The following is a 12222-nucleotide window of genomic DNA, read 5'->3' as shown; positions in this document are numbered from 1 at the left end:
GAAAATTTGCAAGAATTTAAGTGATAAGTGAGAAATTTGCAAAACGCGGGAGGAGCAGATGCAAACTATCGATAGACGTGGATTTTTGGTGACGGCGGCACTGGCCGGTCTTGGCGCGGCGGCGGGCGGTTTCCGCGCAATGGCGGCTGAAACCCGGCTTCGTTGCGTGTGGTGGGGGTCGGCTGACCGCAACAAGCGTACCAATGAGGTGATCTCCCTTTATCAGAAGGCAGATCCACAAACGGTGGTCAGTGGGGAGATGATCGCCGGTTCCGATTACTGGACCAAACTTGCGACATCCATGGCGGGACGCAACGTCGCCGATATCTTCCAGCTCGAGCCTTCCACCATTGCCGATTATTCCGGCCGTGGTGCCTGCATGGAGCTTGACCAGTTCGTCGGCTCGTCGCTTGATCTTTCCAGCTTCGGCAAAAGCGAGATCGATCTTTGCCGCATCGACGGCAAGCTTTACGGCGTCGGTCTCGGGCTGAATTCCTTCTGCATGATGTATGATGCCGAGACGCTGAAGGAAGCCGGCGTCTCCGTGCCGAAGGAGCAGATCACCTGGAAGGCGCTGGCGGAACTGGCGCGCGATTTCAAGAAGAACGCTCCGGCAAAACGAAACTACTGGGCTGTGCCCTATGGCGGGCGTTATCATTACGTTTTCGATGTCTGGCTGCGCCAGCGCGGCAAGCTCCTGTTCCAGGATGGCACCATCGGCTTCAACAAGGAAGACGCCAAGGAATGGTTCGCCTATTGGGAGGATCTGCGCGAGAACAAGCTCTGCGTCTCCGCCGATATCCAGACACGTGACGATAATACCATCGAATCCAACGCGCTGACCCTTGGCAATTCGGCAATCGGTTTTGCCTATTCCAACCAGCTCGTGGGTTACCAGGCGCTCAACAAGAAGACGCTGTCGATCGGCATGCTGCCGGGCGAGGGGGCGGACAAGCCGACCGGGCATTATTACCGGCCGGGCCTCATCTGGTGCATTTCGTCCACCTCCACCAATCCGGAAGCGGCGGCGAAGTTCATCAACTTCTTCGTCAACGATCTGGATGCCGGCAAGGTTCTCGGCGTTGAGCGCGGCGTGCCACCGGCAAAGAAGGTGCGCGAAGCGGTGTTGCCAAGCCTCAACGAGACCGAGCGCAAGACGGTGGATTACATCGAAAGCCTGTCCGGCAAGCTCGATCCCTATCCGGAGCCTGCCCCCATCGGCGCCAATGAGTTTGACCGTGGGGTGATGCGCCCCATCGCCGACTCGCTCGCTTTCGGCCGCGCCAGCGTGGATGAGGCGGCGCAAAATCTTGTCGACACCGGCACGCGGACCCTGCGCAAGCGCGGATGACGACGAAAGGGGCACCGCAGCGTGGCGTCAAAACCGCGCTGCGGTGCCCGTTTTTGCATTCTTTCTCACTCACACCGACTATTCGGGCGAGGCCGCAGCCGTCAGATGACGTGGGCGTTGTGCAGGGCGGTCAGCACCTCGTTCTTGAGGCTGGCGAGCTGCGGCGATCTCCGGTCGCGTGGGCGTGGGTCGTCTACCTCTATTCGCTGCTGGATACGGCCATCATGCGCGCCCATCATGTAGATCCGGTCGCCGAGGTAAAGCGCTTCGTCGATATCGTGGGTGACGAGCAGGAAGGATATGCCGTGCTGTTCGACGAGTTTCAGCACGAGGTCCTGCAACTTCATCCGCGTGAAAGCATCGACCGCACTGAAAGGTTCGTCGAGCAGCAAGATGCGTGGCTGGGTATAAAGCGCTCTTGCGATGGCGACACGCTGAGCCATGCCGCCTGAAAGAGCCTTTGGCAGTGCGCTGCCATGGCCGCTCAACCCCACATCGTTGATCAAGCCTTCGACCCGCTCGACATCATATTTCCTGCCAGCCGCATAACCGATGTTTTCGGCAACCGTCAGCCATGGCATCAGGCGGGGTTCCTGAAAGACGAAGGCAATGGGCGGTGAGTCCGATGCCTGACCTTCCCTTGCCTGCTGAACCTTGACCGCGCCTGAAAAACGCCGGTCGAGACCGGCGGCGATGCGCAGCAACGTGCTCTTTCCGCACCCACTGGGGCCAAGAAGAACCGCCGCTTCACCATCGCCGAGCGTCAGATGGATATCCTGAAGAATAACCGTGTCGCCGAAAGCTTTTTCGCGCACATCGACATCGAGCAAACTCATCGCACCCGTCCTCCTTCCTGAAGGGAATAGGTGTCACGCCAGCGCAGGCAGCGTTCCTCGACGATCTTGAAGAGGCTGTCGGAAATCTTGCCGAGTACCGCAAGGCAGATGATGGCGATCATCACCAGATCGGGCCGGGATAGCTCCCGTCCGTCGGACAGCATGTAGCCGATGCCCTCGGAGGCCGCCAGAAGTTCGGCTGCGACGACACTCAGCCAGGCCAGCGACAGCCCATAACGCAGCCCGGTGAAGAGATGCGGCAAGGAGGCGGGAATGAAGATCCGCCACACCAGCACGGGCAGCGGTTGACGATACATTTCGCCCACCTCCACCAGCTTGCGGTCAACATTCCTGATGCCGGAAAAAAGGTTGAGATAAACAGGGAAAAACGCGCTCTTGGCGATCAGCACGATTTTCGAGGTTTCGCCGATGCCAAACCAGATCATCAGCAGCGGCACCCATGCAAGGCTTGGGACCGCCCTCAGCGCCTGAAAGGTCGGCTCGAGATAACGTTCGGCGGCAACCACCAGACCGACCAGCGAACCGACGACGATTGCAAGCAGAGAGCCGATAACGAAACCGACGAAGACACGGGCCGTACTGGCCGCGACATTTGTCCATAGCGGACCTTCCGCAAGGCGCAGAAACGTCTCGTAAAGCTCGGAGGGCGGCGGCAGCACGTAAGGACTGACCCAGCCCAGGCGGACGAAAAGCTCGAGCAGCACCAATGAGCCGACCGGCACGATCGCGCCGCGCAGGTCGAACCGCCCCACGAAATTCCCCGCCCTCTGCAAGAACGGCAATCGGGAAGGGAATTGTTTCGCAGTCTGCTTCACGCGCTGAAATTCGCGCGGATGGGAATTCATGCGCCAAGCGCCTTTTTAGCGGGTGCCGGATCGATCAGCGACGAAAGGACATTATCGACATTGACGCCCGGACGCAGGACATCGTCGCCGAGCAGCGGGGTGACGACGCGGATCGAGTTCAGCAGTTCCTCGCCCGGAACGGGATCTTTCCAGTCACGCTTTTCGATCGTCAGCTTGGTGATCTTGGGGTCGTTGCCGGTGACCTGCGTGACGAAATCGATGAATTCGCCGTTGTTTTCACGGATCCACTTCTGCGTCTGCACCCAGACGCCGAGGAGCCGCTCGACCGCTTTCGGGTGCTTCGCCAGAAATTCCTCGGAAACGCTGAAGACGCTGCCATCGCGCCAGCTGCGCTCATCGAAAATCGCCCTGTCGCCGGCAAGTTCGGCCTGGGAGGTGTGCGGATCGATGCCAACCCAGGCATCAACCTGCCCCTGCTGAAGCGCGTTGAAGCCTTCCGGATGCTGCAGGTTCACCACCTTCAGATCGTTGATCGACAGCTTGTTCTGATCAAGGGCGCGGACGAGGGTGAAATAGGGCGCGGTGCCCTTGGTGACCGCAATGGTCTTGCCCTTGAGATCGGCAACGGTCTTGACCGGTGACTCCGGGCGCACCTGGATGATGGAGGAGCCGCCCCAGCTTGCCACATAAATGACTTTCAGCGGCACGCCGTTGGCGCGGGCCAGAAAGGCCGAAAGTGCCGCCGAACCGGCAAAATCCGTCGATCCGACCTTGAGGAATTCGAGCGAATTGTTGCTGCCCCGGGATTGCACCCAGGTGATCCTGGTGCCGACATCCTTGAAAGCTTCCTCAAGCCAGCCCTTGTTCTTTATCAGCAACGTGTGGGACGAGTAAAATCCCCAGTCCAGCTTCAGCTCCGCGGGGAACTCCGGTGAGCTTTGGGCCAGTGCTTTGCCGGTGACAAGCGGTGCTGCGAGCGCGCCGGCAATGCCGAATTTCAGGATCTGGCGGCGGGAATGTTCAGCCTTCATATTAATTCACCTAATTTATGTATTTTATGTATTTAAAGAGTATGGGCGCGTGTTTTTGAGGTCAATCGGCCCTGCTGGAACCTTATGCCAAACTTCCGGGCGGGTGTGGAAAATCTCCCTACCGTCGGCGGGATTGGCGCGACGGCGCGTTATTCAGGGAAAAAACGGTTGGCCGGCCGTTGCAGGCCGAGATGGTCGCGCAATGTCGGCCCCTCATAGTCCTTCCGGAACAGCCCGCGTCGTTGCAATTCCGGCACGACCAGCGTCGTGAAGTCGTCAAGGCCGGCAGGCAGGAAGGGGAAGGTGACGTTGAAACCGTCCGAGCCCTCTTCATGGAGCCATCGCTCCATCTCGTCGGCGATGGTCTTTGGCGTGCCGACGAAGGCAAGACCCGCATAACCGCCCAACCGCTGGGCAAGCTGGCGCACCGTCAGGCCCTCGCTTCGGGCAAGCTCGATTACCCTTTCACGGCTGGATTTACTCGCATTCGTCTCGGGGATATCAGGCAGGGGACCATCGGGATCGAATCCGGAAACATCGTGGCCGATGGCAATCGAAAGCGAGGCGATCGCGCTGTCATAATGGACGAGGCTATCGAGTTTGGCGCGTTTGGCCTTCGCCTCTTCCACCGTATCGCCGACCAGAACGAAAGCGCCCGGCAGGATGACAATGCTGTCGCGGGAGCGGCCTGCCGCGACGGTCCTGTCCTTGACGTCCTTATAGAATGCTTTTCCCGCCGCAAGCGTGGGTGTTGCTGCAAAAACCACCTCCGCAGTTTCGGCGGCAAGCTGGCGTCCCGGCTCCGAAGCTCCTGCCTGAACGATGACAGGCCAGCCCTGGACCGGACGCGCGATATTGAGCGGCCCGCGCACGGAGAACTCGGGTCCCTTGTGGTTGAGGACGTGCATTTTTTCAGGATCGAAGAACAGTCCGCTATCGACATCCCGTATAAAGGCATCATCGGAAAAGGAGTCCCATAGCCCGGTGACGACATCGTAGAACTCCCGCGCCCGGCCATAACGCTCGGCGTGATCAGGCTGTTCGTCGCGGCCAAAATTCCGCGCCGCATCCGGGTTTGAGGTGGTGACGATGTTCCATCCGGCCCGGCCATTGCTGAGGTGATCGAGCGAGGCGAAACGCCGGGCCACATGATAGGGCTCATCGAATGTGGTGGAGGCGGTGGCGACCAACCCGATGCGGGACGTGACGGCGGCGAGCGCCGAAAGCAGGGTGAAGGGCTCGAAAGAGGTCACGGTATGGCTGCGGCGCAGGGCTTCCGTTGGCATGTTCAGCACCGCCAGATGATCGGCCATGAAGAATGCATCGAATTTTGCGGCTTCAAGCTGTTGCGCGAAGCGCGCCAGATGGGCGAAATTGAAATTCGCGTCCGGGAAGGATTCCGGATACCGCCAGGCACCCGTGTGAAGACTGACGGGCCGCATGAAGGCGCCGAGATGCAGTTTGCGATCATTTGCCATTGGGCATCACTCTTTCGTCGATGTTTCTGATGCGGGCGGCTTATGTTGCCTGTTGCCTCCAAGGGGGCGCGAAGGTGGCCCGATACTCCTCGCGACGATATCCCTACCGAGGAATTGGCGCGGCAAAGACTATTCCGATTATGATTTGCAAACCGAAAGATTTTTCCTGAAAATTTTGGTTTGGCGATGATCCTGTCACCGTCGCCGAGGTTTGGTTCAACCTCGGTGAGCGCGGGAATCGACGGGCGGAACTTCACTTCCTGTCGTCCGAGGGCAGAGCATTTGCTTGAAAAATGTCATGCAAGCGGTGATGGCTGGCACAGCGGATATTGGCGCGATCAGTCGGTCATCTACGCGGTGGAACAGCTGGTGACCACCGCCAGAGGGATAGTGGTAGATATCCCGCAGGTTGTGTTTTTTATAAAATATAATGAATTCAGTAGTTTAATTTAATTGGTTAGTGTAATTTTCTATCCGGCGTGACGGGCAGCCGTCATATAAATTTTCCTTCTAAATAACCTCCCAGCCGCCAGTCAAAAGTAGCATCAGTGCGGCTTTTCGAGGGGAAATTTTATGGCGCGGTATGCCCATCGCGGCAATGCGGGCGCGTGGACAGAGGCGTCCCGGAGAAACTTCATTCAGTGGGTTGATGAGGTCGCTCCCGTTGTAGGAGCGTAGAGCGAAAACAGAAGCGGGCCGGCGATATCCGACCCGCTCTCATACCGCTTTCAAACCGCCAGCAGCTTCTCGTTGCCGATGCGGGTGGTCTCGATCGCTCCTTCCGTCTCGATCCGTTTGCCGGTGGCCGGGTCGAAGAAGTGGAGGTGGGCGGCGGGCAGGTCGAGGTGGATGCGCTGGCCGGGTTTTACCGAGAGATCCTCACCGATGGCAGCGGAGAAGGTCTCGCCGGCGATATCGGCATGCACGATGCGGCCGGAGCCCAGTTCTTCGACGAAATCGACGGTTGCCGGCACGCCGGCGCCATCCGTGCTGACCAGGCATTGTTCCGGGCGGATGCCCACGATCACATCACGGCCGCGCAGTTCGAGGCTGGTTTCAGGAAACAGTTTCACCGGCGTGCCCGCCAGCATCACGGAAGGAGATTCGACCTCTACCCGGGTTGTGAAGAGGTTCATGGCCGGTGAGCCGATGAAGGAGGCGACGAAGGTGCTGGCCGGGCGATGATAGATATCGAGCGGATGGCCGACCTGTTCGACATTGCCCTTGTTCATCACCACCAGCCGGTCGGCCAGCGTCATCGCTTCCACCTGGTCGTGGGTGACGAAGACGGAGGTGGCGGACAGGCGCTGGTGCAGCTTGCGGATTTCGGCGCGCATGGTGACACGCAGCTTGGCGTCGAGGTTGGACAGCGGCTCATCGAACAGGAATACCTGTGGTTCGCGGATGATCGCGCGGGCCATGGCCACGCGCTGTCGCTGGCCGCCGGAAAGCGCGGCAGGCTTGCGCTCAAGATAATCGGAAAGGCCGACGATCTTTGCCGTCTCTTCGATGCGGCGCAGGCGCTCGGCTTTGGGCACGCCTGCGACCTTCAGCGCATAACCGATATTGCCGGCCACCGACATATGCGGATAAAGCGCATAATTCTGGAACACCATGGCGCAACCGCGCTCGCGCGGCTCCAGCGTGTTGACGACACGGCCGCCAATGGCGATTTCACCTGACGTGATCTCCTCCAGCCCGGCGATCATCCGCAAAAGAGTGGATTTGCCGCAGCCCGAGGGGCCGAGGATGACGACGAACTCGCCGGATTGGAAAGAAAGATCCACGCCGTGCAGGGTCGGGGTCTTGCCGTAGGATTTGCGGACCTGGCGAATATCGATCTGAGCCATGATAGGAGAACCTTGTTGTTGAAAGCCACTCGACCCGTCGTCACTTGTCGGACGAGACGAGGCCGCGGACGAACCAGCGTTGCAGGAAGGCCACGACGAGAAGCGGCGGCAGGATGATGATGAGGGAACCGGCAAGCGTGACGTTCCAGTCCGGTATGCCGTCCTCGGCGGGCAGAAGCGCGCGCAGCGACATCATCACCGTCTTGTAGGAAGGATCGGTGATCATCAGCAGCGGCCACAGATACTGGTTCCAGGCATAAACAAACATGATGGTGGTGAGCGCCGCCATGTTGGTGCGCGACAGCGGCAGGAGCATTTCCACGAAGAAACGCACCGGGCCCGAGCCATCCATGCGGGCGGCTTCGGCCAGTTCGTCGGGGATCGTCATGAAGAACTGCCGGTAGAGAAACGTGCCGGTCGCCGTGGCGACCAGCGGCAAGGTGAGGCCGGAATAGGAGTTGAGAAGGTTCCACTCGACCGAGACCTCGATGCCGAACAGCCCAAGAATGGAGCGGAACGGCTGGAATAGATCGGCGGCCACCGAATAGGTCGGCACCACGCGCACTTCGAGCGGCAGCATCAGGGTGATGAAGACCGTCCAGAAGAAGAAGTGTTTCAACGGCGAGCGAAAGAACACGATGGCAAAGGCGGTGCAGGCCGAAAGGGCCACCTTGCCGATCGTGACCAGCGTGGCCATGATCATGCTGTTCAGGAGGGCATTGCCGAGATTGGCACGTTGCCAGGCCGTGGCGGCATTGGTGAAAAGTTCGCCCTGCGGCATGAAGCTGAAGGGCACGCTGTTGACCTGCTGCACCGACTGGCTGGCGCCGGAAATGACGACGATGAAGGGGCCTATGAGCAAAAAGAAGCCGGCGACCATGAGAACATAGGTCAGGGCGTCGGCAAAGGGGGTACGCTGGATCATCGCGGCCTCACTTGTAATGAACCTGCCGCTCGACGAAGCGGAACTGGATGAAGGTGAAAACCATGATGAGGCCGATGAGAACGATGCTCTGCGCCGAGGCGCCGGAGTAATTCAGTCCCTCGAAGGCTTCACTGACGATACGGTAAACCATCACCTCGGTGGCGCGGTTGGGGCCGCCTTCTGTGGTGGTGGCGACGATGCCGAACGTGTCGGCCCCGACGAAACCCTCGGTCATCATGATGACGGTGAGGAAGAACAAAGTGGGGGCAAGCAGCGGCACCTGAATGTCGATCGCGCGGCGAATGGGGCCGGAGCCGTCCATGGCGGCCGCCTCCGTCAGCGAGCGCGGCACCGATTGCAGGCCGGCGAGCACGAAGATGAAGGTGTAGCCCGCCCATTTCCAGATGAAGATGACGATGACGAGGATCAGCGCGTGTTCACCGTATTTGGCCGGGTTCCAGATGTCCGGCCACCAGGCGTTGAGCGAGGCGGCAAGACCGCGTTCCGGCGACAGGATGAAGCGGAAGGCCATGCCCGCGGCGGGTCCGGCAATGGCATAGGGGAGGATGTATAGCACCCTGAAAAAGCCGGAACCGGGCAGCGCTCGATCGACACAAAGCGCCAGAACGAGGCCGATCAGGATGGTGAAGACAGGCCCGGCAATGGCAAAGACCATGCTGACGAGCACCGAATGCCAGTAAAGCGGATCGAGAAAGGTTTCCTCGAAATTGGCGAGACCGACGAACTCTGCCGCGCCACCGAAGGGTGGTTCGAGCGTGAACGCCCAGTTGATGACCGCTGCCACGGGCCAGTAGAAGAACAGGAAGATCAGCAGAAGCTGCGGCAGGGCGAACAGCACGGGCAACCACGTGCTTTTGAAGACGGCGCGCTTTTCCATGAAAAAACCGGCATTACTGGAGAAATGGGCGGACTTGCCCGTGAAGCGAGGCATCACGGGCAAGTCCTTCGAAGTCGGGCTGGAAGCTTAGTTCAGCTTGGCGCCGGCATAGGTCTTTTCAAAGCGGCGAAGAGCAGCATTCGAGCGCTCGACAGCCTTGTCGAGTTCAGCCTGGATGTCGGCATTCTGCATGAAGATGGCTTCGAGCGAGGTGGCGACTTCCTTGCGGATCTGCGTGAAACCGCCAAGACGGATGCCGCGGGTATATTCGGACGGCGGCGTAAACGTCAGGCTTTCGATCGCCTTTTCACGGCCCTTATAGGGAGCCTTGTCGTAGAAGCCGTTGGCCTTCATGGCGTCGAAGCCGGTCTTGGTGACCGGGATGTAGCCGGTGACCGTGGACCACCATTCAACCATGTCCGGCTGGGCGATGAAGTTCAGGAATGCGGCTGCACCCTTGTATTCTGCGTCCGGACGACCGGCCATGACCCAGAGCGAAGCGCCGCCGACGAGCGAATTGTGACGCTCGGTGCCCTTCCAGACCGGCAGCATGGCGACGTCCCACTTTGCGCCTTCCGGCATGGTCTTGCCGACGGTGCCGTGGTTGGCGATGGAGGTCATGAACATCTGGCAGGTCTGCGAGGTGAAGGCGGGCAGGATGTCCATGCCGAGCTGCTTCGTCTTGACGACGAACAGCTTCTCGTCCTGCATCTTCTTGAAGAACTTGACGTGATCCACGAACTTCGTCTTGTTGATCGTCAGTTCGGCATCAAGGCCCTGATAGCCGTTGCCCTTGGTGGCGATCGGCTGGTTGTGGATGGCGGAGAACTGCTCCATCAGCATCCAGGTGTCGAAGTTGAAGGCCAGCGGGCATTCGAAACCGGCGGTCTTCAGCTTTCTGGCGGCTTCTTCAACCTGTTCCCACGTGTCGGGCTTGAAGGTGATGCCGGCTTTCTCGAAGGCGTCGACATTGTAATAGAACATCGCCGTGGAGGAATTGTACGGGAAGGAGTTCAGCTCACCCGAAGCCGTCGCATAATAATTGGCGATGCCGGGGAAATAGTTGTTCCAGTCGATCTTGTAGCCATTGTCGGCCATCAGCTTCTTGGCCGGAACGAAAGCCTTGGACAGCATCATGTCCAGCGTGCCGGCGTCGTAGATCTGGGTGATGGCGGGCTGCTTCTTGGCGCGGTAGGCGGCGATGGTGTTCTGCAGCGTGGCGTCATAGTCGTTCTGCGAGGTGCAGACGATTTCAAATTCAGCCTGCGATTCGTTGAACTTCTTGCAGGTGTCCTGCACGCGATCGCCGAGATCGCCCGAAAGGCCGTACCAGAATTCGAACTTGGTCTTTTCTGCGTGGGCGGCCGTGGCGCCGAAGGCGGCCGCGATGGCGACGCCGGCCACAAAAGAGGTCAGAGCGGAAGATTTCATGAGTTGAGCCCCGTTGATGGATGGATGGCATGATCGGCAAGAACATCATGTTCCCAGCACGAAGCCACGGGCTCTGCTAACAGCCGTCTTTGACGGATCGCTTACATTTTGTTGAACGTTTTATGATGACTGGCCGCGCAGAGATATCTGCGCGGCAAAACAGGCGCGATAAAAGCCGTTAAAGAGAATTTTCCCTTATTTTTCAGGGGATTCCGGCTTGCAGTTCATTTCGCTACTTGCTGCTGAATAGTCTCTCGGAGTCAACCGCGGCGTGCGGCCTCAATGGCGGCGACATCGATTTTCTTCATATCCATCATCGCGGTGAAGGCTCGTTTAGCCTCCGCACCACCGGCTGCCATGGCCTCCATCAGCACGCGCGGGGTGATCTGCCAGGAAATGCCCCACTTGTCCTTGCACCAGCCGCAGGCGCTTTCCTCACCGCCATTGCCGACGATGGCGTTCCAGTAGCGGTCGGTCTCTTCCTGGTCTTCGGTCGATATCTGAAACGAGAAGGCCTCGCTATGTTTGAAGGTCGGTCCGCCATTGAGGCCGATGCAGGGCACGCCGGCAACGGTGAACTGCACCATCAAAACGTCGCCTTCCTTGCCGGAGGGATAGTCGCTCGGCGCCCGGTACACATGGGTGACGGTGCTGTCGGGAAAGGTCTCGGCATAAAATCTGGCGGCGGCCTCGGCATCCTTGTCATACCAGATACAGATCACATTCTTCTTCATGGCGTGTTCCTCCAAATTGAAAGCTGATTTTCGCCCTGCCTGTCAGCGGCAAGGAGATTGACCGGCCGGTGTCGGCTCCCCCATTCGGCATAGAATGCAGCTGCCGGGCGAACGTTCCCAGGGGTTGGGCAACACCGCCATTTTTCAGGGAACTGCAGGTCGCCGTCACAACCACCGCCTCACCCTTTGGCGGTAGGCGTCATAGGAGGGGCCGAGTTCCTTGCTCAGCACCCGTTCCTCAATCGTTACCTGCAGCATCACGGCGATGACGAGGGCAATGGCGATGGCAAGCTGCAGCACCGTTGTGAACACCAAGACCAGCCCAACAAACAGCGCGATCTGCCCGGCAAAGACCGGGTTTCTGGAAAGGCTGAACGGGCCGGTATCCACGATCGCGCCAAGGTGACCTTCAGCCGCGCCGATGCGCCATGACTTGCCCATGTAATGCTGCGCATAAAGCGCGATCAGACCTCCGGCCAGAACCATCGTCATACCGGCAATGCGGATTGCCAAACCGAGATCGCAGCGGCTTAGAAGAAAGCCGGATTGCTGCGGCCCCAGCCACAGACTGACGAGGGGCAGAATGGCGCCGAGAAGAAAGGCAAGACGGAAAAGCATGGCAGGGATAGCCTGCCTTTCGCGGCCTTTTGCAAAAAGCCAGACAGGCTCACCCATCTGTTTCGCCAGTCGCGCCGTCAAGAGCAGAAACCCGGCGATATATGCCCAGACTGCGAGCACGGCTATGATGTCAATCATGGTTCCCCCAAACATTGGCAAGCTCCACCGTCCCAACGTCAAGGACAGCGTTTTTCGACTCGCTCATATCCGGAGTATAGATACAAATATCCATCATTATTACTT

Annotated in this window: 11 protein-coding genes; 1 reads left to right on the top strand and 10 read right to left on the bottom strand. The window is 59.2% G+C overall.

The features are described from left to right. Nucleotides 1-58: 58 nt before the first annotated feature. The gene (locus JZY08_RS15310; protein ID WP_216332318.1) at nucleotides 59-1351 is read left to right on the top strand and encodes an ABC transporter substrate-binding protein; all 1293 of its coding nucleotides are present in this window, start codon (nucleotides 59-61) and stop codon (nucleotides 1349-1351) included. 101 nt (nucleotides 1352-1452) lie between these two features. Here the strand turns inward: JZY08_RS15310 and JZY08_RS15305 are convergent, their stop codons facing one another. From JZY08_RS15305 to JZY08_RS15260, 10 genes are all read right to left on the bottom strand, one after another. Continuing rightward, a complete protein-coding gene (locus JZY08_RS15305) occupies nucleotides 1453-2187 on the bottom strand; it encodes an ABC transporter ATP-binding protein (protein WP_216332316.1) in 735 nt (244 codons plus the stop codon). Next, nucleotides 2184-3053, bottom strand: coding sequence for an ABC transporter permease (locus JZY08_RS15300; RefSeq protein ID WP_216332315.1), 870 nt, complete (start codon nucleotides 3051-3053; stop codon nucleotides 2184-2186). Before JZY08_RS15300 ends, JZY08_RS15305 begins: the two co-directional genes overlap by 4 nt. Then, the gene (locus JZY08_RS15295) at nucleotides 3050-4045 is read right to left on the bottom strand and encodes an aliphatic sulfonate ABC transporter substrate-binding protein (RefSeq protein ID WP_216332313.1); all 996 of its coding nucleotides are present in this window, start codon (nucleotides 4043-4045) and stop codon (nucleotides 3050-3052) included. The genes JZY08_RS15300 and JZY08_RS15295 overlap by 4 nt, the downstream gene beginning before the upstream one ends. A 149-nt stretch (nucleotides 4046-4194) precedes the next feature. Next, nucleotides 4195-5523: an LLM class flavin-dependent oxidoreductase gene (locus JZY08_RS15290; RefSeq protein ID WP_216332311.1), complete on the bottom strand. Its 1329-nt coding sequence runs from the start codon at nucleotides 5521-5523 to the stop codon at nucleotides 4195-4197. Between the two features lie 728 nt (nucleotides 5524-6251). Next, complete coding sequence (locus tag JZY08_RS15285) at nucleotides 6252-7373, bottom strand: sn-glycerol-3-phosphate import ATP-binding protein UgpC (RefSeq protein WP_216332309.1); 1122 nt, start codon at nucleotides 7371-7373, stop codon at nucleotides 6252-6254. Between the two features lie 40 nt (nucleotides 7374-7413). After that, entirely contained in the window at nucleotides 7414-8298 is an 885-nt protein-coding gene (locus JZY08_RS15280) for an ABC transporter permease subunit (protein ID WP_137038768.1), read from the bottom strand. A 7-nt stretch (nucleotides 8299-8305) separates the two neighbouring features. Next, nucleotides 8306-9196, bottom strand: a complete 891-nt coding sequence (locus tag JZY08_RS15275; protein ID WP_035243448.1) for a carbohydrate ABC transporter permease — start codon at nucleotides 9194-9196, stop codon at nucleotides 8306-8308. A gap of 87 nt (nucleotides 9197-9283) precedes the next feature. Further along, a complete protein-coding gene (locus JZY08_RS15270; protein WP_216332307.1) occupies nucleotides 9284-10627 on the bottom strand; it encodes an extracellular solute-binding protein in 1344 nt (447 codons plus the stop codon). 260 nt (nucleotides 10628-10887) lie between these two features. Beyond that, complete coding sequence (locus JZY08_RS15265; RefSeq protein ID WP_216332305.1) at nucleotides 10888-11361, bottom strand: VOC family protein; 474 nt, start codon at nucleotides 11359-11361, stop codon at nucleotides 10888-10890. 165 nt (nucleotides 11362-11526) lie between these two features. Then, on the bottom strand, nucleotides 11527-12117 hold the full coding sequence (locus JZY08_RS15260; RefSeq protein WP_216332303.1) for an isoprenylcysteine carboxylmethyltransferase family protein: 591 nt from the start codon (nucleotides 12115-12117) through the stop codon (nucleotides 11527-11529). Nucleotides 12118-12222 lie beyond the last annotated feature (105 nt).

It is taken from the genome of Rhizobium sp. X9 (assembly GCF_018873185.1).
Lineage (GTDB): Bacteria > Pseudomonadota > Alphaproteobacteria > Rhizobiales > Rhizobiaceae > Agrobacterium > Agrobacterium oryzihabitans.
This window is presented reverse-complemented; position numbering and strand designations above follow the sequence as displayed.

Bases quoted from the DNA above. Each gene is read 5' to 3' on its own strand.
- JZY08_RS15310 (WP_216332318.1), top strand. From the start codon at position 59: ATGCAAACTATCGATAGACGTGGATTTTTGGTGACGGCGGCACTGGCC.
- JZY08_RS15305 (WP_216332316.1), bottom strand. From the start codon at position 2,187: ATGAGTTTGCTCGATGTCGATGTGCGCGAAAAAGCTTTCGGCGACACG.
- JZY08_RS15300 (WP_216332315.1), bottom strand. From the start codon at position 3,053: ATGAATTCCCATCCGCGCGAATTTCAGCGCGTGAAGCAGACTGCGAAA.
- JZY08_RS15295 (WP_216332313.1), bottom strand. From the start codon at position 4,045: ATGAAGGCTGAACATTCCCGCCGCCAGATCCTGAAATTCGGCATTGCC.
- JZY08_RS15290 (WP_216332311.1), bottom strand. From the start codon at position 5,523: ATGGCAAATGATCGCAAACTGCATCTCGGCGCCTTCATGCGGCCCGTC.
- JZY08_RS15285 (WP_216332309.1), bottom strand. From the start codon at position 7,373: ATGGCTCAGATCGATATTCGCCAGGTCCGCAAATCCTACGGCAAGACC.
- JZY08_RS15280 (WP_137038768.1), bottom strand. From the start codon at position 8,298: ATGATCCAGCGTACCCCCTTTGCCGACGCCCTGACCTATGTTCTCATG.
- JZY08_RS15275 (WP_035243448.1), bottom strand. From the start codon at position 9,196: ATGGAAAAGCGCGCCGTCTTCAAAAGCACGTGGTTGCCCGTGCTGTTC.
- JZY08_RS15270 (WP_216332307.1), bottom strand. From the start codon at position 10,627: ATGAAATCTTCCGCTCTGACCTCTTTTGTGGCCGGCGTCGCCATCGCG.
- JZY08_RS15265 (WP_216332305.1), bottom strand. From the start codon at position 11,361: ATGAAGAAGAATGTGATCTGTATCTGGTATGACAAGGATGCCGAGGCC.
- JZY08_RS15260 (WP_216332303.1), bottom strand. From the start codon at position 12,117: ATGATTGACATCATAGCCGTGCTCGCAGTCTGGGCATATATCGCCGGG.